The organism is Pseudomonas sp. NUPR-002, assembly GCF_056322725.1.
Window position 1 is genome coordinate 3,925,274 of record NZ_CM150476.1, and the last position, 19,154, is coordinate 3,944,427.

A 19,154-nucleotide genomic window follows, 5' to 3' on the forward strand; every position below is an offset into this window, starting at 1 on the left:
GTCATTCCTCGCTATTGACCGTGGTGTTTTCCGCGACCATCACCTGGTACAGGTGCGGGCACAGGGTGTTGATGCGCTGCAGCAGATACAGGCCGTGCTGCCGCTTGCCTTCGCTGAAGGCCATCGGGATAGGTTTCGGGTCGTAGACCGGGTGGAACACGCGGGCAGCCTCAAGCTGTTTCCAGGTCAGGCGCCGGCCACGGGGATCTGCCATCAGCCACTTGAAGTCCTGGGCGGCCTGCTCTTGCTCCAGGCGTGCGGCGTCCTCCCGCTGCTGCAGGATCTCGGCGTCTTCGAACATTTAGGCCCCCAGCATCTGGCCCAGGACGTTGTCCGGGGTGACTTCGGTTTCGGACAGGAGCTTGGCCCCTTGGATGGCTGCACCCATGGCCTGCTGGGCTTGCGCAGCTTGTTGCTGCTGGGCGCGCTGCTCGCGGATGGCGGCAACTTCGTCGGCCCCGCGGACGACGGTTGGAACCACGCCAATGGCGTCGGCGTACTCCTCGATGAGCTGGTCGGAGTTGACCTTGTCCAGCACCTCCGGGAATGCTCCTGACAGGTTGCCGGCCAGAGTGGCGAACCGCTCCAGCCCCAGCACGTTCTGTGACTTCTGGGCCTGAGCCAGGATCGACACGTACTCGGCCTGGATCTCGCTGTTGGCCTCGATCAGCTCCTGGGGTGGCGGTGGCAGCAAAGGGTCGCCATCTATGATGCCGGCCCAGATCGGGATCGACTGGCGCAGCATGATGTTGAAAGTGCGGTCGATCAGCGGGTCAAGCAGTTCGTCGTTGATGCGCTCGAGCACGGGGCCGAGCATCAGCATCTTCTCTTCCTTCCGCGCGGCAATCTCGGTGGCGGTGCGCACTGTGTCGAGCTGGCTGACCATCAGGAACAGGTCGACGAAGAACGCTTCGTTGATCCGACCTTCGTGCTCCTGGATCTTCGCCTGGATGGGCGACAACCAAGCAGCATTTGGCTGGTAGATGGGCGACATCTGGTTCTGAGTGCCGACCATTTGAACGTATGTCACCCCGCCAGGGATGGTGCTGCTGGGTTGCCCCTTGAGTTCAGCCGGGGCCTGCAGCGGCGGGTTTGCGCCAGTCTCGGTCATGCGGGCAGCCTGGCGCTCGTACAGCTGCAGGGCCTTCACGTCACCCAAGCAGATGCGTCCAGGGCCAGTGCCGTATGCGTCCCCAGGCATCGACTCCCACCGGACAGCCATAGCCGGGAACTCGTGATAGCCGCGGTCTTCCAGCACCATGTCACCAGGGGCACCTGTCTCCCAAGTCAGCGCCGAGAACGGCAGGTTCCGACTGCCAGCGCGATCAGGGTTGGCGTTCATGTTCAACTCGACCCGCTGGGCACAGTTGATGAACTGGTCGCCGTTGTTGTTCTCGTACATGGACTTCGAAGCTGGGCTCAGCGACTCAACGCCGAATTTCTCAACCAGCTGGTTCACTGTCCACTTGAACTCTCGGTAAATGGCTGCCGCCCGCCCGTCGGCGCCGTTGGACAAGTAATACTCGCCCCACGTGAAAGCTTCACAGCGGATAACGGTATCCGGGTGCTCATCCACCCAGATGCAGCCGGTTCCGAAGGTGGCCATCTCCTGGTAACAGGTCGGCAGAACTTGATACAGGTTTGAGCGCAAGAACACGTCGCGCATGCGCTGGGTGCACTCGTAGAACCAGGACTTAACCGGGCCGAACTCCATGATCGCCCTGGCCACGGGCGCCAAGTTGAACCACGGCCGAGCCGGCGACGTTATGCCACTCATCATCCCCGATGCGGTAGTTCGACTGGCCATCGTGGCCCGATTGTTGATGATCTTGTTATTGCGGCGGTCGCCACGGTTGGTGTCGTCGCACATCACCCGGGAGCGCATGGGTAAGATGAAGTCCGAAATTTCCTTGGCGTTGGTATCCCAGGAAGAACGCTCGTTCTTCAGCGCTGACAGCCGCTTCTCGGCCAGCTTGCGTGGGCTGTCGATGGCCATGGTTATTGCCCCAGCAAGGTCTTGGTGGTGGTCGGTGCGGCGGTTGCATTTGCTCCACCCAAGATGGTCGACGTAATTCCGGCAGCCTTGGCGCGGCGGCGTTTGTCTGCCGCCAGACCCTCAGCATCTGCTGTTGACACATCGTTGGTGTCAACCTGCTCAGCGGTAGTGGTATCGGTCTTCGGTGTTTCGAAGGAATCGCCTAATACCTTGCCTGCAAGGCCTAGCGTGGCGACGTTGGCCACACTTTTGACTGCTCCGCCCATGGGGTAAGTCCTCAGCTGTGAAATGGGTCGTAATGGGATTGGTGGCTACCGTTTATTCCACCATTGCTCTGGTACTGGGCCTTCATCACCGGCATGGTGAAGGTCAGGGCCAAGGCATCACCGTCGTCCGGGCTTATGCCCAAACGTTTCTTGATGTCTTTCTTCTTCTCCAGCGCAAGCTGGTCCGACGCGTTGTGGTCGTACTCAGGGCTGGTGAGCTCGGTTTCGAGCTCGGTGTCGCTCTCGATCGCCAAGCCAGACTTGATCGCCTCACGCATACGCCACCAGATCCAGGTCCGCATGTTCGAGTAGTGCCGGTCTGGTGCTTGGCTCGCGAAGTTCACGTCGATGATCATCACGCCAGGTAGCAGGCGTCGAAGCTGGTCAGCCACTGGCCCGCCGACACCCGTAGAGTCGACGAACACTGCATCAGGTTTACGCTCCACCACTTCGGTGCATACCCGGGCGATGAACTTGGTGGTATCTCGCGTCTCGCTCCCAGGGATCTTGATTGGCTTGATGCTCCTGGCATCCATGCCGCGCCGAAAGCGGATTACGTTGTTGTCCATGCCGCCGCGGGCGATGTCGATACCGCACACCAGGGCATCGTCCATGCCAAACACGGCTTCGCGCCGCATGGCCTCGGCCACCCAGTCGGTTGGGATCAGCTGCAAGTCGGAAGCCCTCGGGAACATGCCGCGTACGCGGATACGGACGAAGTCGCTGTCCTCGCCGTAGTCGGCGATCCACTTGGCGATCTGCGTCTTGTTTGTGCCGTCGACGGTGCGGCTGTCGACCTGGCGGTGCCGCCAGCGGTGCTTGAACTTCGTGAAGCACTCACGGAAGCGACCGCTGTTACGGGTTGGGTTGCCGAAGGCAGCCCAGATGATTTCGGTGTCGGCGTCCGTCAGGGCGCCCTCTGCCACTTCCCACACCAGGTCGGCGATGGCCGATGCCTCGTCGAAGATGAGCAGGATGCGCTTACCTTCGTTGTGCAGGCCGGCGAACGCCTCGGTGTTGGTGTCCGACCATGGCACGGCGTCGATACGCCAGTTCTTTTCGTGGCCTGGGTCGGTGCTGATCAGCGCGGTACCGGTCAGCTTGAACCAGTGGGCAGTGATCGAAAGCCGGTTCCACTTGGCCACCTCGGGCCAGGTCTTGGTGCGCAGCTGGCTCTCGGTGTTGGCCGTGACCACACCGCGTGTATCGATGGCGGTGTCCAGGGCCCACTTGATGATCCACGACACCAGTGCCGACTTGCCGATACCGTGGCCGCTGGCTACAGCCTCGCGGATGACTTCGCCCAGATCCTTGGCACCTGCCCTGACCTGCTGGCCGATGGAGTCCAGCACCTGGCACTGCCACTCCCGAGGCCCTGACTTGTTGGCCAACTCCGTGCCTTCCTCGCCCCAGGGGAACGCATAGAGCACGTAGCCCAGCGGATCATCGGCAAAGCTCAGGATGTCCTCAACGAGCTGCTGCTCGTAGTCAATCTCGGCCGGTACGTTCACGGACGCGCGCCTTTGCCTTGGCCATCCGGTCCGCCAGGCCGGTGACGTTGACCTCGACCTGCTCCTTGAAGGCGTTCACGTTCACGTGCTTGCCCAGCAGCTCAAGGTTGCGGACCTTGTCGGGCCACTTGATCTTCTTGAGGATGCCGACCATGTCCCGGTCCTTGCCCTGGCCTTCGAACATCTCAGCGAGGTCGAAACCGACCAGGTACTGGCGCCAGGCCTTGGGCCACTGCTTGAGCGGCTTGAGGGAAAGGTCATCCTCCAGAATGTCCAGCAGGTCCAGCTGGTCTATCTCTACGAGCCGTTGCAGCACGTAGTCGGCGTCGACCTTCAAGCGCTTGTTGCGCTCGCTCATGGCCTTCTCGATGGCCTGGGCAACCTCTGGGATCTGCATCAGCGCGTAGGCCTGGTCCTTGGCCCCCTTCGTCGCATACCCGGCCCTGATCGCCGCCTGGGTGGCGTTCAGGTCTTTCAGGTACTCGGCCACGAACCGATGGCGCTTTACGGTCATGGCCATAGATGGATTACTCGCCGGTGGCGGCCGGGGCTACAACCTCGCCGCTGGTGGTGGCTTCACCGGCATCGGTGACGCTACTGTCGGTAGTGGTCTCCGTCACAACAGCCTGCACCTGACGCATCCAGGCGAATTTGGGGAAGATCGCCACCACCACACCGGCGGTTGCATAAAGGGTCAGTCCATTCGAGTCGAGGACATGGGTCAGGGCCCCGATGCGGTGTACCTGTCCATCCGGGTCTTTCACTTCATAGGTAACGGTCATGATCAGTACTCGTAAGGAATCTTTTCCCGGTACTCGACCGAGAGTGTGAATGGCTGATTTCCAGACCCGCTGTTGATTACGCGCAGCACATAAGTGGCTTGTGCTGTGTGCACAAACGGTTCTTTCTCGCCATCCTTGCCAACTCGGTTGCTGGATGTAGCCTCAGACACGAAGCCAGTGATCTTGCTGCCCAGTGCTCCTGGCGTAACGCCGTAATAGAACTGAGTTGGCTTCGGATCGCCGCTCGACGCGAGGCGACGATTGATGGTGTGCATCTGAATGCCGCCTGTGAAGCTGGCCTCATAGAGCTCAACGGTAATGCTGGTGCTGAGCGTGAAGTAGTTCCGCGACAGTGCGATCACATCGCGTTGTCCAATCACGAAGCTAAAGTCGAGCTGGGCACCTGCAGTGAGGGACCAACTGTGATCCGCCAGCCAGATCTTGCCGAGCAGTGAGAGTCTGAATTTCTCGTCGGCGATCACGTCAGTCATGGCCTTACCCTCACTTGATGCCGGAGCAGGCCCGGCCCACGTAGTCTTGCAGCGCGTTCAGAGCTCGGATGGCGTCGTCGCCGTCGTTGGCGATTCGGACAATTCGTTCAGCAGTCGCTGGGTCAAGTTCGGCTCGCGCTTCTGCATGGCCCACGCTGGTGGCGGTGGCAGATCCTGAGGGGCTGCAGCTGGTGGCGAGGACTGACAGCCGGCGCTGGCCAGCAGCGACAGAAGCACGCAGATCGGCATTGGTCTGGTTCGCACGTTCGCGCTCCTGGGTGTGTTGGGTGTCGAGGTCGGCCAGCAGCTTGATAGTGTTGCGGCGGGATTCGGCGGCGGCTTCCAGGGTTGCCACCTGCTGGTTGGCCTGGTTCAGGGCCAAGGACTGGCGCTCGATCTTCTGCCAGCCGACGTAGATGATCACACCGCAAGCGACAAGGCCGGCCACCAGGTAGTTGGTCACTTACGCCACCAACCAATGGCGATGGCATTGCATGGCCTTCTCTTGCCGAACAACGACCGGAAGACCAAGCAAGCGCCACGACGACCACCAAGATCGCCACGCTCATTGGTGATACCGCGCTCTACAAGCGGAGCACCGGCCGCCTGGCCGCACTTCGCGATGAACAAACGGCCCAGGCAGATGGTGTTCATGGGGAGTCCTCAGCTCAGTTTCGCGCGGACCAAGCAGTCCTTGGCTTCCAGCAGCTTGCGCAGGCCGGCGGACTTCTCGGCACCATCAGGCAGTTGCTCGTCCATCAATTGCGCCAGCTCGCCAATAGGCTTGCTGACTTCCTGCAGGTGCGGCGGAAGATAGGCGAACTCGAAGTACTTCATGATCGGGGACATGGGGATTTCCTCGGTGGTTGTGGAGCTCATCGCGCATACCAGGTCATCTGGTAGCAGCGTGCGTCAGCGGGTATCTCGGCTATTGGCCAGCGCAGGCAGTCCATGTGCTTGCGCTTCGGCCGGTTGCGGTTCATCCGGAGCGTCTGCACCAGGTACGCAGACCCGGCGGCGGTGGTGATGTAGTCACCGACAGCGATGCCATCGGCGCCATCGACATACAGCTTGCACGGCGTGTACGGCTGCTTGCGGGTCACGCCAGAGCCCGCCGCACGCCTTCGCTGACCACGGCGTCGCTGTACGGGTTGCCGGCGTTCTCATGGATGATGATCGCAACCACAAATCCCTTGAGCGTTACTGGGTCGGTCAGCTGGATCTTGGCGCCCGGCGCTGACCCGATGCGGCGCTCGACAGAGCGCACGTAGGCGGCCGTGTCGTTCTCGTTGGACGGCGCCCACCGGCTGATGATCTTGGCCACGGTGTTCAGCCCGTAGACGCGCTGGTAGGTCTGGAGCAGCTTGCCCAGGGCACGGATGCCGTTCTCGGGGGTGTCGAAGCGGGCAAAGCGTGGCTTGGCCACACCCTCTTCCAGCCCCAGCTGGCCATTCCACTTGTTGGCCGGGCTGTAATCGATGTTGCCGGGGTTGTTGTTGCGGACGCCGCGTGGAGTGCTCATTGGCCAGTCCCCTTGCTCGGCAGCTTGAAGTCGGTCACGCGATCAGCAATGGCACGAACCTTCTCCACGCCCAAGAGACCAACCCATCCACCAACGAAGCCGGCCATGCTTTGCGGCAGGCCGAAGAATTCGAAGCCGCTGATGATCGTCACGGTCAGACCGCCACAGATAGCGCCCTCGACGAACATCTGCCGACGAGTGCCACCGCCATAGGCGATCCGAAGGACGGCCATCGCGCATGAAAGGCCTGCCGCGTACAGCAGGGGGGAGTGCTGGCTCAGCCAAGCGAGCAGCACCGCCCAGGTATCTGGTTTGTCTGGCATGTTTGGCATTCTCGATATCCCCTCTCAGGGGCAGAAACGACAAACCCCGCTCGATGGCGGGGTCTGAGATGAATTCGCGGGCAACAAAAAACCCGCTCAATGGCGGGTTTCTAGGTTCGGTGCGCAATTTCGCAACGTGGGGAAATCATGCCGAAACCCGCACATTTATGTCAAGGCTTATACGAACCTAAGTGGAAGCCGGTTACAGATTCGACCTTCCCTCTCCAGTAAGCACCTTCTCCAGAACTCGGCAGAAAACCACCGGCGCTAACAACTCGAGCATCTTTCAAATGAATAAACTCATTGGTGAGCTCGTCATGTTCATCGGCCGCCCCGCCAATGGACAAGAACGAAGTGCGAATATCTTCATTTGGCCCACCAGGCCAAGCGTTTGCAAAGCCATTAGCGATTTCTTCGAAATAGTTCTTCTGGGAAATAGTCATTCCAGAGATAACACCAGTCGAGGTGTGCAATGTAATTCCAGTTTCTACTCCAGCGGAGTTGGCCAAGCTGACAAGCATTTTCAGTATTGGGTCTTGCATGATCCCTATCCATACTAAGTTGATGAGTCGCGGATGGTAGCCCATTGCCTCCACCACATGCCAAATTTCACTATGCCTCCAGCTCTCCGCTCTGCACCAAAGATGTTCGTAACGAAAGTTCATTCAGAGCTCCGTGAAGAAAAGCGTTGAAAACGCTGGAGCATGCGGTGAACTCATCTGCGGTGTCTTCAAGGCGCTGGATAGTCCACGGGCCATGCTGACCGCTTACCCGCTGACCGCCGTCTGTATCTGTCATCGGCCTACCGTGAACAAAATCGTTTCGCAGATCCACTAGCGGATCGAACCTGTCTGCAGCCTGAAGCAATCTTTCGCGCAGAGCGTCATCGGCAACCTCTGTCGCCAGCTTACGGAAACGCTTCTTGACCACGCCTGAAGTCAACTCAGCCAACTTGTAGATTGAGTTTGGCTGTAAGCGCTCGCAACACCAAATCACATTCCACTCAAGTCCACTGAATGCATACATCGCAACGCCAAGAGCGTGCGCATAACCCAAATCCATCGGAATCCTGAGTCTGTCGTCTTTCACGCCGCCACCCTTTCCTCGATCAGAACACGCCCAACTGGACGCAAGCACATGCGATCGATCATACCAGCCTGGTCAAACATCAGCTGTACCAGCCAGCCCCACTGCCTGGCCCAATTGCGGCTGTCGAGCTCCAGACCGTGGTTATCAGCCAGCCAGCCCCGAAACACCCATGGGTTCGCCATTGGATCGGGGCTGGCGCCCATGCCGCCCTGCACCATATGCCGGTACCGTACCAATACACCACGGGCAACCCACCATTCGCGGCTGTAAGGCCTGCAGCTTCGTTTATCACCCCGCCGCTCCAGCTCAACGTGGACGTGGCCAGCCAACTTGACCAGAGCAACCTCCTCCCAGTTGTTTGACACTTCAGTGGTAATCACGGGAGCGTACAGGTGGTGACCGAACTGCTGGTAATCCTGCGGCAGACTTGCGATGGCGTCCTGCACCCTCCCTGCCAGGGCCATGTGGGCGATCTTGCCAAGGTTATCCCATCGCTCTGGCCGGGTTTCGTTCGCCACGTACCCTCGCTTGGCGAGCTTCGCCCCCTCCAGCCCGTGGTGCATGACGCTGTCCCAGGGCGTGTAGTAACAATCGTGCCAAGCAAGGCGCGCGCTTCCAAGTTTCATACTGCCCCCTTGCGTAGTTCTGCGTAGTTCGTTGTGTTGCAGTTCACGCGGCCCCCTGTTCGAGCGGTACAACTCGCACGGTGACACCTGGGACTGCAGCAAATTTCTTGGTCAGGAAAAGCTTCACCACCTGCACGTCATCGCGCCAAACGACACCATTGAGCGCGTCACACACAGCCTTGATGCAGTTGTCGGCATCGCACTTCACGGTGGGCAGAATTTCGCCGGCCAGTGCCTGGGCCTGTTTCCTCTTGGTCCAAGATGGGCGGATTGGATGCTCCATCAGCATTTCGAGCATCACCGGACGGGTGATCACTTCCCTGCCCTGCATAGCGTTCTGGGCCAACATGGCTATCAGGCCCTCATAGGCCACGGTCTTCTGTGGCGTGAACATGCGTGAGTGCTGCCCAACCTTGCCGATTCGCGGGCGCCCTTTGCCCTGCGGTTCGCCGGGGACAGTGAATTTGACGACATCGAGGTTATCCACGGCGCTTCTCCTGAATGATGAATCCCGCTGCTTGGCGGGTCTTGGCGCACTTTCCGTGGTCGCCCTTGTTGCGCGGCTTGCTGCAGACGTCGCAGAAGATCGACATCGAAGCTCGGGAGAACGGCTGAAAACCGTGTGCCGGGCGCTGTTGCGGTTCGTAGTTCATGCCGGCCTCCGGATGCCGAGCTTGGCCAGCAGTAGCTTGCGGGCCTGTTGTGGGTCAGTTGGCAGGCCTTGGGCAGTGATAAGGTCGCGTGCTTCCTGGTGGGAGCGAGCCAGCTGGGCTTTCATGCCACTGTCATGCCCGATGCGCTGGCTGATCTTCCCGTCGAGCGGCTGGGCGTTCTGGGCGCGACGCTGGACGATGGCGTAATTGCGTTCGAAGCGTTGGCGCAGGGACTTGTCGCTGTGCTTGGCACCTCTGAGGTCGAAAGTACCGGTTGCTTCGGCGGCGACCTTCACAGCTTCGTGGCTGTACTTGCCTATTAGGGCTTCGGTCCAGGCCTGGTCAACGTGTGGCAAACCCTGGACGTGCAGGCACATGGCGCGGAAGACGTTCGCGGGTGGCGGCCAGTCGAATTCAGCTGCTCGATCGAGTAATTGCTGCAGGCCACCGGCGAGCTGACGGCCAGTGAGTCCACCCAAGATCTTCGCCCAGCTGTGCTCCTGGTCAGCTGATTCGCCGAAACTCGACGTCCAGCGGTGCCCGTACATCTCCGACATCTTCAGCCAGAGCTTGTCCAGCAGCGGCTGCGGCAGCTTGCTCTCGTTGCTGTCGCTCAGCGATTGCTGCACGGACGCGGCCGGGTGCTGAACGATCTTGGCGCTGGTATCGATCGCTTTGGCCATCACCGTTGCCACCATTGGCGCGTTGTTGATGGGCTTCTGCTTTGGAAGATCCTGGTGCTGATCCATGGGAGTACCCCCCGGCTTGTGCCTGGCGAATGTGGTGTTTCAGGGACTGGGCGAGTTGGTGCTCCCACTGGGCCTGCGACTGCTCCTTGTCGGGGCGTGCGATCCAGTACGAGCGGAATTCGTTGAGGGTGTCTTCGGGGACGGCTGTGGGGATGGCATTGCGTAGCGCCGTTGCCCCCCAAGTCTTGGGAGCAGGCTGCCAGCCATCGTGCATTTCGAAGTAGCCGCGCGCGGAGAGAGTAGTAGGGCTTTTACCGGATACCGGAGGTAGGTTGTTCCTCTCGGGTTCGGCTGATTCTCCTGCGGTTGCTGCTCCAGTTTCTGGACAGCTGAAAGCCCCGTTATACGTGGCTTCTGGAGATTCTGACGGTGGTTGTTCCTGCGGTTGTTCCTCTGGTTGCTCCTTGGTTGCTCCTGTTTTGGACGGACCATCCCATGAAGCGAGCGGAAGCTCGAAAACCAGCGGGCCAATCGACTTTGTCACGCCGATTGTTTCAAGACGCTTGAGAAGGGATCGAACCTTCTGCCGGGTGACTTCTGGCGGCGCGTGACGGCCAGGCAAAGGGGCGACGTAGAGAACCTCGCGCAGCATCTGCTCGCTAATTCTACGTGATTTACCGGCGATGCCAGTCCGAAAATCCATGACCCGACGGATTGCGCAATACAGCTTGAACGTCTCGACCGGTTCCTCGGCCAGGGCGCCCCACTCGTCGTCATTGATCTGGAAGGCAGGCACGGCCTATTCCTCGTCCAGCTGGTCGACGTGCTGCACATGCTCCATCCAGCGCTTGGCCTGGTGCAGGATCGCCTCGATGTCGCGCTGGTTGAAGCAACGCATCTCCATGGGGACGATCTTCAGGTCAAGCACTGCAAGGATCTCTGCGAATTGCTGGAACTTCTCCGGCTTCATGCGGCTGATGGTTGCCTCATCGCAACCGACTGCAAGCGCTACCGGGCCATTCCCGACCGATGCAAGCCGCTGCATGAGAACGGCCATGTTCTTGCGGGACCTTGAGACCTGCTCCGGGCTTAATGAGGGCGTCGACATGATCAAGCCGCCACGTCTTCTGCCCCGGCAAAGCGCTCCGGGTACAGGATGTGGATCTCGGTCAGGTCGCCTTCGAATACCTGAACCAGCTTTTCAGCTAGTGCCGTAGATGCCTTTTGTTCGCCGCGCTCAACCCGGGAAAGGTTTCCCGAATCGAGGCGGTCGCCCAACGCAGCAACGCGGGCCGTTACATCAGCCAGCGTCCACTTGCGGGACAGTCGTGCTCTTTTCAGCGGGGACATGGCATTTGCCTTTTGAGGATGGACTCAAATCAATTCTGCGCATTGCGCAGATTTCATGCAAGGAAAATCTGCGCAACGCGCTTTGCGTCCTGCGCAGCAAGAACAGAGAATCATTGAATGGATATAGGACAACGCATTAGAGAAGCGCGAAAGGCCAAGGGTCTGACGCTTGAAGCACTCGCCAATCAGGTCGATACCGACACTGGCAACCTGTCGCGCCTGGAGCGTGGTAAGCAGGGTGTAAGCCGAGAACTACTCAGCAAAATCATGGCTGCGCTGGATTTGACGGTAACAGTCGCCGACCCTTCTGCTGGGTCAGGTGGTTTCTTGTTAAGTGCGATTGAGTACCTCAACAGCCAACAAGACTCAAACGTAGAGGATTTCATACAGAAGGTAGGGATACTGAGAAAGTACCCACTTATCAGTTGGGTAACCGCTGGGGAATGGGCAGAGTCGCCTGACAACTTTACTCCTGGTCAAGCTGATGAGTGGCTGGTCTCAACAGAAAACGCCGGCACTCATGGCTTCTGGTTAACCGTACGTGGCGACTCAATGACCTGTGCAGGAAACCCAAGTTTCCCCGAAGGTTCACATATCCTGGTGAAACCTGAGGCCGATCTGATCAGCGGTAAATACTACGTCGCTGAGATGCTTGATAGCGGCGAAAAGACTTTCAAACAGTATGTTGAAGACGCTGGGGTCAAATACCTACGCCCATTGAACCCGGCTTACCGCACCATGGAAATCAACGGAAATTGCAGGTTCATCGGGCGCGTAATCGACACGAAGATGACAGGACTCTGAAGGTCTGGGTGAAAAATGAAAAAAATAGTTCTAGCGACCGCAGCTGTTGCTGCACTTATAACCGGGCAGGCTTGGTCGGCAACTGGGAACGACCTGATGCAATGGCTGCCAGAATATGAGAGTGATACTGCCTCCTGGGCAAGCGGTATGTACCTCGGATTCGTTTCAGGCGTAGCAAGCGCCACCAATGGCGTTCTTTACTGCTCCCCAAAGGCTACAAATGGTCAAAACGCAGCGATCGTTGCCAAATTTCTAAAAAACAATCCGGAAAGATGGACAGAAGATGCTGCGATGCTGACTGCCGAGGCCCTGCAGAAGGCCCATCCGAAGTGTAAAAACACATAGCTCCCAAATAATCACAGAGCCCAGCCCGCCATTTGGCGGGCTTTTTTTTACCCGCAAGAAATTTTCTGCGCTTGACGCAGATTGTTTTCTGCGCATAATGCAAACATGTTCTGCGCATAACGCAGATTCATGGCAGCGAGCCGAGCCTATTCGGTACAGGGGAAGCCTCACCCCGGGTGCGCAGCGTCGAGCACCGCATAAACGAGAGCCGACAGCCTGCATGGCGTGGTCGGCTGTCGGGCCTCAAGGGCCCCCGAACCAAGTCATCGCCCAGTCCGCAGGTGGCGTGTAACAGCGGCGGCAGCAGCACCGGAACATTTCACTTCTGCACCTGGTTACGGGTGCAGCGGGAAATCAACCGGAGGAAACACCCATGACTCAACAGCCACAAGAACCCGTGAAATGCACCCGCTGCCGCCAACCGGTGGAGAAGCCGATCTACCGAACCATCTACTTCCAAGGTTACGACCATGTGCGGCGCAAGCGCGCCGCCATGAGTGAGTGCCTGCCGTTCTGCAGCGAAGAGCATGCCAGTCACGAGCAGATGAGCCGCGAAGGCTGACGCTTCCACTGGCTGGCCTTCCACCGAGGGCCAGACGGGGAATCAACAGAGGAAACCACCATGTTCAACCAGACCGCCCTTCCCCTTTTCAACGAACGAGTTCGCAAGGTGCTGGAGACGCCGCCGGTTGACCTGGTGGCGACCGAAAGCGAACTCAGCTACGCCGCTGGCATGGCGGCGTATGCCCTGGCCCGTGGCGATATCGGCCATGAAGAACACAACCTGATGAACATGCGCATCGACATGGCGCGGTTCAGTGTTCTCGCCCGCACCCTGCGCCAGGAACGTATAGAACGAGTGACGCGGCAGTGACCGCCCACGACCTGTGGCTCGACCTGCCCGACCTGGACGACGAGCCTGAACCCGAAGAAGACGATGCCGAGCCGGACGACTACCCGTTCCAGGCCGGTGACTGGCGCTCTGATGAGCGCTGCATTCAGTTGGAGCGCCGCTATGACCAGTAAATGCCGGGCGGTCATCGCCCCCACCATCCCCGGACTGATCAGAGCCCTGCAATCGCAGGGCTTTTTCTTGGTCACCGATCTGCCTCGGCAAATCAGCATCGAGGTCCGCCGAAACATGCTTGTTGTGAGGTTTCCATGAGCGAAATGAATCTCCCACCACTCGGCTCAACGGTGCGAATCGTGAAAGTCGGCCTCCCCATCTGGCCAGAGGCAGAGCAGTTCATCGGCGCCAACTGCACGCTCTGTGCGGTCTTCGATACCGGTGGCACCTGGATGGTTGCCGTCGAGCACCAGGAAGAAGGGATCTGCTGCTGCTTCCAAGCCCGGATGGTGCGTACGCCAGAGCAGGCTGAGGCGGAACGTATCGAAGCCGAATTGAGCGCAATGATCGACGTTGCCCTGGTGACTCCCGTCGTTACCCCGGCGCAGGCACGCATCGTCATGGACCGCCTGCAGAAAGCTGGCTACGGCAAGTTGCCTGCGCCATGACCGCCGCCCAACACCGGCGCCGCCTGCTGATCTGGCGCGGCGCTTCCACTTCCCTCCTTGGCTGGTTCGGTTGGCTGGTGCTGATCGGGTTGGCTGACCTCATCACTCGATAGGACCACAACCATGACTGATCTAACGATCAAGCCAACCTTCAGCTTGGCACCGCAGAACCTTGACGAAGCGTTGAAGTTCGCCGACTACCTGGCCAATTCCGACATTGTCCCCAAGGACTTCCAGCGCAAGCCAGCCAACATCCTGGTAGCGGTTCAGTGGGGCATGGAGTTGGGGCTGCAGCCGATGCAGGCCATGCAGAGCATCGCCGTCATCAACGGCCGTCCTTCCCTTTGGGGTGACGCGGTTATCGCCCTGGCTCGCAGCTCGCCGCTTTGCGAGTACATCACCGAGACGGATGACGGTGAGACGGCAACCTGCCGGGCCAAGCGCCGCGGCGAGGAAGAGCAGGTGCGCACGTTCAGCATGACCGACGCCAAGCTGGCCGGCCTGGCTGGCAAGTCTGGCCCCTGGAGCCAGTACCCGAAGCGTATGCGGCAGATGCGTGCGCGAGCATTTGCCTTGCGTGACGTCTTCCCAGATGTGCTGCGCGGCATGCCTGTTGCCGAGGAAGTACAGGACATCCCGACCGAGCGCGAGCTCAATCAAGCACACGCCCGCAAGGCCGACGAGCCCAAGCAGCTGCCGGCCTACACCGACAGCAAGCTGGAAGAGAACGCGGACAAGTGGCGATCGATGATCGCCAACGGCCGCACCAGCCCTGAACACCTGCTGGCCAACCTGACCAGCAAGTACACCGTCACCCCCGAACAGGTCGAGCGTATCCACGCTCTGGCGCCCATTGAAGGAGATCACACCGATGCAAGTGCATAACGTCCAACAGGGCACGCCAGAGTGGCACGCCCTTCGCTCCAGCTACTTCACCGCTTCGGAGGCGCCCGCGATGATGGGCGCTTCGAAGTACCAGACCCGCAACGAACTGCTGGCCATGAAGAAGACCGGCATTGTTCCGGAGGTGACGCCCCAGCAGCAGGCCGCTTTCGACCGTGGGCACGCAACAGAGGAACTTGCCCGCCCTCTGGTCGAGGAAATGATCGACGAAGAGCTCTACCCCATCGTCGGCACCAGCGGCAATTTGCTGGCCTCGATGGACGGCGCCACGATGCTGGGTGACACCTTGTTCGAACACAAGCTGTGGAACCAGAAGGTTGTCGCACAGATCCGTGCCGGCGAGCTGGAGCCGCACTATTACTGGCAGTTGGAACAGCAGCTGCTGGTCAGTGGCGCCGAACGTGTGATTTTCGTTTGCTCGGACGGCACCCGCGACAACTTCGAGCACCTGGAGTACCTGCCTGTTGCAGGTCGACGCGAACAGCTGGTTGCTGGCTGGGCTCAGTTCGAAGAAGACCTGGGTAACTTCGAAGTACAGGAAGCCAAGGTCGAAGCCATCGGCGCCGCTCCGGATCAGTTGCCCGCGCTGCGCATCGACGTCACCGGCATGGTCACTGCAAGCAACCTGGACGCCTTCAAGTCCCACGCGCTGGCTGTGATCGGCAACATCAACACCCAGCTGTCGACCGACAAGGACTTCGCCGATGCCGATGCCACCGTGAAGTGGTGCGGCGAGGTCGAAGACAAGCTTAAGGCCGCCAAAGAACATGCCCTGAGCCAGACCGAAAGCATCGACGTGCTGTTCAAGGCTATCGATGACATTGCCGCCGAGACCCGCCGCAAGCGGTTGGAGCTGAGCAAGCTGGTAGCTGCCCGCAAGGACCAGATCCGCTCCGATATCGTCATCGACGCGGCCAAAGCCCTGCAGGCTCACATTGATCAGATCGACGGCACGCTGGGCGGGCGTATCCGCATGCCGAAGGTCCCGGCCAATTTCGCCGAGGCTATCAAGGGCAAGCGCACCATCGACAGCCTGAACGAGGCGGCCGACGCAGAGCTGGCCCGGGCGAAGATCGAGGCCAGCCGGATTGCCGACGGCATCCGCATCAACCAGGCGAGCATGAACGATCTGGCGGCCAACCATAAGTTCTTGTTCCACGACTTCCAGGAACTGGCGCTGAAGGCCAACGACGATCTGGTTGCGCTGATCAAGGTGCGCATCAACGAGCACGAACAGGAAGAGCAAAAACGTCGTGATACCGAGGCGGCCCGCCAGCAAGCCGAACAGCAGCGGCAGCAGGACGAACAAGCTCGACAGCAGGCTGCCCAGGCAACAGTCGCGCAGGAAGAAAGCAAGCCGCAGCCGGTGGTCGAGCAGATCCATAGCCCTGATCCGGCGCCGGCAGCAACGCCGATCACCAGTGCAACACCTGCAGTGCAACCAGCAGCCGACGACGGCCAGCGCATCAAGCTGGGCGACATCGTTGCCCGCCTGGGCTTCTCGTTGACTGCTGAATTCCTCCACACCCTGGGCTTCCTACCGGCCGAGGTCAAAGGCGGCGCCAAGCTGTACCGCGCCAGTGACTTCCCGCTCATCTGCACTGCGCTTATCCAGCACATCCATGGCGTGCAAACCACCCAGGCTGCTGCGTGATGGCCAGCCAGACCGTGGAGGAACTGTACGACCGGGTTGAGGAATTCACCTCACTGCTCGCCGCCGCGGAGCTCCACGCGGATGGCGCCTGGGAAGACGAGTTCGTTACCAACATGCGGGCCAACTTCAAGCGCCATGGCCCGCGCACCCTTCTGAGCGTTCACCAGCAACGAAAGCTGGAACAGATCGCCAAGTCTTGAGGAAACCCCATGAAAGTAGAACACCGCGAAGCTATCGAGCGCGCCAAGATGCATGGCGTGCCTTCAATGGTCCTAGCCCATCAATTGATGGTGCGCGATATGGTGGATGCCGCCATCTTCGAGCTGCGCAACATGAAAGCGCCGTTCAATCGCATGAACGAAGAAGACCAGCAAGAGGTGATTGACCGTCTTACCGAGCAGGCGGAGGAAGTCGTAACCACCGCCGTCGGCATCATCAGCTCGCGCACGGTCGACACCATTCCTATCAAGATCGCCGACTCTAAGTTCAAGGAAAAGAACATCACCGTTACCGGCACGGTGGATGCCCAGGACCCGAACCGGCATGGTCTGATCGACCTGTCGGGCAAGCTGGCTCTGCTGGTGCTGGCCCCGAACGACTACGCCGAAGGTACCGATGGCATCAAGGCCGAGCGTGATCAGCGCGAGCTGCCTCTGAGCGCCGGTGCCATTGCCGAGGCGATGTATCGAGACCGTCGCAACACGCCACTTCAGGAAAATGAGCTGGATGACAAACCCGTTGACTTAACCCCGACGCCACAAACCGACCAGGTCCCTGCTGATATCGCGGTAAGCAAGGAGTTCGGCGATTTCGACTACGAGGACGCCAAGCAACTGATCGTGCTCAAAGCCAACGGCAAGCCGTTCAAGGCCCACTGGGTGCAGAGCCGCCTGGCGGTGAGCAGCGAACAGGTAACCACCCTGCTGCTGCGCTTGCTCGATGACCAGGTGATCGAGGTGGCAGAAGAAGGCGAGTCGGCCCTTGAACACAGCTACAAGGTGATCGCCACCCTCGAACAAGTGGTTGCCTGACAGTCAACCTTCCCTACAGCAACACCACAGGCGCCTCCAGGCGCCTTCTTTTCACCTTAAGGAAACCCGCCATGCCCAAGCTAATTGCCATCTTCGACACCGAAACCACCGGCCTCCCACTGTTCAAAGACCCAAGCGACGACCCACGCCAGCCGCACATCGTCGATATCTGCGCCCTGCTCTACACGCCGCAGGGCGAACTGGTCGACAGCTTCGAAGCCATGGTGCGGCCTCAAGGTTGGGATATTCCAAACGAGGTTGCGGCAATCCACGGCATCACCAACGAAATCGCGCTCGAGCACGGCATCCCCGAGCACGAAGCGGTTGAGGGGTTCATGCGCATCTGGCGCCAGGCCGGCCTGCGGGTCGCTCACAACGTCTCGTTCGACGACCGTATCTTGCGCATTGGCCTGATGCGTTTCCAAGGCGAAGAAGTGGCGAACCAATACCGCGAAGGCGACAAGTTCTGCACCTGCCAGGCCACCACCAACATCGTGCAGTGCCCACCCACCGCCAAGATGATCGCCGCCGGCCGGGGCAAGCAGTTCAAACAGCCCACCGTTGCTGAGGCTTTGAAGTTCTTCACCGGTGAAGATCTGGTCGGTGGCCACCGCGCCCGCCCGGACACCGAAGCCTGCGCCCGTGTGTACTTCGCTCTCCAAGCTTACCAGTCGGCGGCTTGATTCATCGATCGAGAACGAGGCATCAATCGGTATATCGATGCCTCGCTACACCGTCAACCGTTTCGATAACTCCGCGCTTCAGCGTAAAAGTCTGTGACGCAAAATGATCCACAGGAACAATGGTTGTAATATCACTTAAATCACCTATTTCCAGTTCGAGCGCACCGTCAGCGTTCAAGCCTTCAGATCTACAGCCGATACAAAACCGATATTCCCGCTGCCACGCATACTCTTTATCTTTCCTGAATAGTCCAACGATTCCGTTGTGGACATCCATGTCAACATAATCAACTTGCCCATAGCCACCTTCAAAAAATGTCGAACTATATAGATATGGGTGCGAAGCAATTGCAGCATTCAATCTCTTTGAAAATTCAACAGGTTTGTTTACGAGGAGCACGTGATCGCCCAGTTCTGTAAACCGATTACTCAATGCCACTTTCCCTGCAAGCTCGCCTGGGACGCGGCCATCGAGGCCATCGGCCAGAGCAGCCATGCAAAAAATAAAAATGTTTGAAGGGTCAGGTAGATCAACGTTAAGCACTGCCTCTGCACCCAGTGAAACTTCTTTTCCGTCGATCACAGCAAAAAACTCACCAACCTGTCTTCCATTAAGCTGGCTTTTAAGAGTCAAGTAATTTTTCTCTAAAAAATCTGCTCTCAGAGCGGTAGCTTCTTCACCTTTCATTTCAGAAAAAAATTTCACGCTATTCATGTACATCTTTCCTTTCTGAAATTGTTGCAGACGAGAAAGCGGCCCAGCTCGGAAAAGTAACCAGCACTGACGATTCGGGCTTCGATCTGGAAAAGCTTCGGTTTGAAAAGAACCAGTAAAAGCCATAACTCCCCTCATTTCTTGAAATCGTTTATCTCCGGCACCAAGCCGGGCCATCACTCCATAGCTCATTTCAACGAATCACG

33 protein-coding genes and 1 pseudogene are annotated in these 19,154 nt (G+C 59.1%); 11 read left to right on the forward strand and 23 right to left on the reverse strand.

The window, feature by feature from the left end; all coding sequences use genetic code 11:
- Position 1 precedes the first annotated feature (1 nt).
- The 22 genes and pseudogenes from ACVWSC_RS17690 to ACVWSC_RS17795 all read right to left on the reverse strand — a co-directional run bounded on the left by ACVWSC_RS17690 (position 2) and on the right by ACVWSC_RS17795 (position 11,298).
- Positions 2-301 (reverse strand): Bbp19 family protein, encoded by a 300-nt coding sequence (locus tag ACVWSC_RS17690; RefSeq protein WP_442108188.1) that lies wholly within the window; start codon positions 299-301, stop codon positions 2-4.
- Positions 302-1,996: a portal protein gene (locus ACVWSC_RS17695; protein ID WP_442108190.1), complete on the reverse strand. Its 1,695-nt coding sequence runs from the start codon at positions 1,994-1,996 to the stop codon at positions 302-304.
- A 2-nt stretch (positions 1,997-1,998) separates the two neighbouring features.
- Positions 1,999-2,262: a hypothetical protein gene (locus ACVWSC_RS17700; RefSeq protein WP_442108192.1), complete on the reverse strand. Its 264-nt coding sequence runs from the start codon at positions 2,260-2,262 to the stop codon at positions 1,999-2,001.
- 11 nt (positions 2,263-2,273) lie between these two features.
- Positions 2,274-3,773 (reverse strand): terminase, encoded by a 1,500-nt coding sequence (locus tag ACVWSC_RS17705; protein ID WP_442108194.1) that lies wholly within the window; start codon positions 3,771-3,773, stop codon positions 2,274-2,276.
- Positions 3,751-4,293 (reverse strand): terminase small subunit, encoded by a 543-nt coding sequence (locus ACVWSC_RS17710; RefSeq protein WP_442108196.1) that lies wholly within the window; start codon positions 4,291-4,293, stop codon positions 3,751-3,753. Before ACVWSC_RS17710 ends, ACVWSC_RS17705 begins: the two co-directional genes overlap by 23 nt.
- 7 nt (positions 4,294-4,300) lie before the next feature.
- The gene (locus ACVWSC_RS17715; RefSeq protein ID WP_442108198.1) at positions 4,301-4,555 is read right to left on the reverse strand and encodes a hypothetical protein; all 255 of its coding nucleotides are present in this window, start codon (positions 4,553-4,555) and stop codon (positions 4,301-4,303) included.
- Positions 4,556-4,557: 2 nt separating this feature from the next.
- The gene (locus tag ACVWSC_RS17720; protein WP_442108200.1) at positions 4,558-5,046 is read right to left on the reverse strand and encodes a hypothetical protein; all 489 of its coding nucleotides are present in this window, start codon (positions 5,044-5,046) and stop codon (positions 4,558-4,560) included.
- Between the two features lie 10 nt (positions 5,047-5,056).
- The gene (locus tag ACVWSC_RS17725; RefSeq protein WP_442108202.1) at positions 5,057-5,509 is read right to left on the reverse strand and encodes a lysis system i-spanin subunit Rz; all 453 of its coding nucleotides are present in this window, start codon (positions 5,507-5,509) and stop codon (positions 5,057-5,059) included.
- Positions 5,506-5,700, reverse strand: coding sequence for a hypothetical protein (locus ACVWSC_RS17730; RefSeq protein WP_442108204.1), 195 nt, complete (start codon positions 5,698-5,700; stop codon positions 5,506-5,508). Before ACVWSC_RS17730 ends, ACVWSC_RS17725 begins: the two co-directional genes overlap by 4 nt.
- Before the next feature lie 9 nt (positions 5,701-5,709).
- The gene (locus tag ACVWSC_RS17735) at positions 5,710-5,895 is read right to left on the reverse strand and encodes a hypothetical protein (RefSeq protein ID WP_442108206.1); all 186 of its coding nucleotides are present in this window, start codon (positions 5,893-5,895) and stop codon (positions 5,710-5,712) included.
- Between the two features lie 26 nt (positions 5,896-5,921).
- On the reverse strand, positions 5,922-6,149 hold the full coding sequence (locus tag ACVWSC_RS17740) for a hypothetical protein (protein WP_442108207.1): 228 nt from the start codon (positions 6,147-6,149) through the stop codon (positions 5,922-5,924).
- Positions 6,146-6,568: a structural protein gene (locus tag ACVWSC_RS17745; RefSeq protein ID WP_442108209.1), complete on the reverse strand. Its 423-nt coding sequence runs from the start codon at positions 6,566-6,568 to the stop codon at positions 6,146-6,148. Before ACVWSC_RS17745 ends, ACVWSC_RS17740 begins: the two co-directional genes overlap by 4 nt.
- On the reverse strand, positions 6,565-6,900 hold the full coding sequence (locus tag ACVWSC_RS17750; RefSeq protein ID WP_442108211.1) for a phage holin, lambda family: 336 nt from the start codon (positions 6,898-6,900) through the stop codon (positions 6,565-6,567). Before ACVWSC_RS17750 ends, ACVWSC_RS17745 begins: the two co-directional genes overlap by 4 nt.
- A 161-nt stretch (positions 6,901-7,061) precedes the next feature.
- Positions 7,062-7,556: a gas vesicle accessory protein GvpU gene (gvpU, locus tag ACVWSC_RS17755; RefSeq protein ID WP_442108213.1), complete on the reverse strand. Its 495-nt coding sequence runs from the start codon at positions 7,554-7,556 to the stop codon at positions 7,062-7,064.
- Complete coding sequence (locus tag ACVWSC_RS17760) at positions 7,504-7,980, reverse strand: hypothetical protein (RefSeq protein WP_442108215.1); 477 nt, start codon at positions 7,978-7,980, stop codon at positions 7,504-7,506. The genes gvpU and ACVWSC_RS17760 overlap by 53 nt, the downstream gene beginning before the upstream one ends.
- Positions 7,977-8,606: a hypothetical protein gene (locus ACVWSC_RS17765; protein WP_442108217.1), complete on the reverse strand. Its 630-nt coding sequence runs from the start codon at positions 8,604-8,606 to the stop codon at positions 7,977-7,979. Before ACVWSC_RS17765 ends, ACVWSC_RS17760 begins: the two co-directional genes overlap by 4 nt.
- 43 nt (positions 8,607-8,649) lie before the next feature.
- The gene (locus ACVWSC_RS17770; protein WP_442108219.1) at positions 8,650-9,093 is read right to left on the reverse strand and encodes a RusA family crossover junction endodeoxyribonuclease; all 444 of its coding nucleotides are present in this window, start codon (positions 9,091-9,093) and stop codon (positions 8,650-8,652) included.
- Entirely contained in the window at positions 9,086-9,259 is a 174-nt protein-coding gene (locus tag ACVWSC_RS17775; protein ID WP_442108221.1) for a hypothetical protein, read from the reverse strand. Before ACVWSC_RS17775 ends, ACVWSC_RS17770 begins: the two co-directional genes overlap by 8 nt.
- Positions 9,256-10,008 (reverse strand): hypothetical protein, encoded by a 753-nt coding sequence (locus ACVWSC_RS17780; protein WP_442108223.1) that lies wholly within the window; start codon positions 10,006-10,008, stop codon positions 9,256-9,258. The genes ACVWSC_RS17775 and ACVWSC_RS17780 overlap by 4 nt, the downstream gene beginning before the upstream one ends.
- 73 nt (positions 10,009-10,081) lie before the next feature.
- A pseudogene (locus ACVWSC_RS17785) lies at positions 10,082-10,651 on the reverse strand (DnaT-like ssDNA-binding domain-containing protein); the annotation flags it as partial.
- A 96-nt stretch (positions 10,652-10,747) separates the two neighbouring features.
- Positions 10,748-11,005: a CII family transcriptional regulator gene (locus ACVWSC_RS17790; RefSeq protein ID WP_236043165.1), complete on the reverse strand. Its 258-nt coding sequence runs from the start codon at positions 11,003-11,005 to the stop codon at positions 10,748-10,750.
- A gap of 53 nt (positions 11,006-11,058) precedes the next feature.
- Positions 11,059-11,298 carry a helix-turn-helix domain-containing protein gene (locus ACVWSC_RS17795; RefSeq protein ID WP_442108226.1) on the reverse strand — a complete coding sequence of 80 codons (240 nt, stop codon included), beginning with the start codon at positions 11,296-11,298 and terminating at the stop codon, positions 11,059-11,061.
- 117 nt (positions 11,299-11,415) lie between these two features.
- On the opposite strand from ACVWSC_RS17795, the gene ACVWSC_RS17800 reads away from it, so the two are divergent.
- From ACVWSC_RS17800 to ACVWSC_RS17850, 11 genes are all read left to right on the forward strand, one after another.
- Positions 11,416-12,102, forward strand: a complete 687-nt coding sequence (locus tag ACVWSC_RS17800) for a helix-turn-helix domain-containing protein (RefSeq protein WP_442108228.1) — start codon at positions 11,416-11,418, stop codon at positions 12,100-12,102.
- 15 nt (positions 12,103-12,117) lie between these two features.
- Positions 12,118-12,447 carry a Rap1a/Tai family immunity protein gene (locus ACVWSC_RS17805; RefSeq protein ID WP_442108230.1) on the forward strand — a complete coding sequence of 110 codons (330 nt, stop codon included), beginning with the start codon at positions 12,118-12,120 and terminating at the stop codon, positions 12,445-12,447.
- Positions 12,448-12,820: 373 nt separating this feature from the next.
- The gene (locus ACVWSC_RS17810) at positions 12,821-13,009 is read left to right on the forward strand and encodes a hypothetical protein (RefSeq protein ID WP_442108232.1); all 189 of its coding nucleotides are present in this window, start codon (positions 12,821-12,823) and stop codon (positions 13,007-13,009) included.
- Positions 13,010-13,069: 60 nt separating this feature from the next.
- A complete protein-coding gene (locus ACVWSC_RS17815) occupies positions 13,070-13,321 on the forward strand; it encodes a hypothetical protein (RefSeq protein WP_442108234.1) in 252 nt (83 codons plus the stop codon).
- A complete protein-coding gene (locus tag ACVWSC_RS17820) occupies positions 13,318-13,473 on the forward strand; it encodes a hypothetical protein (RefSeq protein ID WP_442108236.1) in 156 nt (51 codons plus the stop codon). The genes ACVWSC_RS17815 and ACVWSC_RS17820 overlap by 4 nt, the downstream gene beginning before the upstream one ends.
- Before the next feature lie 180 nt (positions 13,474-13,653).
- Positions 13,654-13,962, forward strand: coding sequence for a hypothetical protein (locus ACVWSC_RS17825; protein ID WP_442108238.1), 309 nt, complete (start codon positions 13,654-13,656; stop codon positions 13,960-13,962).
- A 123-nt stretch (positions 13,963-14,085) separates the two neighbouring features.
- Entirely contained in the window at positions 14,086-14,847 is a 762-nt protein-coding gene (locus tag ACVWSC_RS17830) for a recombinase family protein (protein ID WP_442108240.1), read from the forward strand.
- Entirely contained in the window at positions 14,834-16,519 is a 1,686-nt protein-coding gene (locus tag ACVWSC_RS17835; protein WP_442108242.1) for a YqaJ viral recombinase family protein, read from the forward strand. The genes ACVWSC_RS17830 and ACVWSC_RS17835 overlap by 14 nt, the downstream gene beginning before the upstream one ends.
- On the forward strand, positions 16,519-16,719 hold the full coding sequence (locus ACVWSC_RS17840) for a hypothetical protein (RefSeq protein ID WP_442108244.1): 201 nt from the start codon (positions 16,519-16,521) through the stop codon (positions 16,717-16,719). Before ACVWSC_RS17835 ends, ACVWSC_RS17840 begins: the two co-directional genes overlap by 1 nt.
- Before the next feature lie 9 nt (positions 16,720-16,728).
- Positions 16,729-17,550, forward strand: coding sequence for a DNA translocase FtsK (locus tag ACVWSC_RS17845; RefSeq protein WP_442108246.1), 822 nt, complete (start codon positions 16,729-16,731; stop codon positions 17,548-17,550).
- Positions 17,551-17,621: 71 nt separating this feature from the next.
- On the forward strand, positions 17,622-18,233 hold the full coding sequence (locus ACVWSC_RS17850; RefSeq protein ID WP_442108248.1) for a 3'-5' exonuclease: 612 nt from the start codon (positions 17,622-17,624) through the stop codon (positions 18,231-18,233).
- A gap of 22 nt (positions 18,234-18,255) precedes the next feature.
- Here the strand turns inward: ACVWSC_RS17850 and ACVWSC_RS17855 are convergent, their stop codons facing one another.
- Positions 18,256-19,140, reverse strand: a complete 885-nt coding sequence (locus ACVWSC_RS17855; RefSeq protein ID WP_442108250.1) for a hypothetical protein — start codon at positions 19,138-19,140, stop codon at positions 18,256-18,258.
- Between the last annotated feature and the right edge of the window lie 14 nt (positions 19,141-19,154).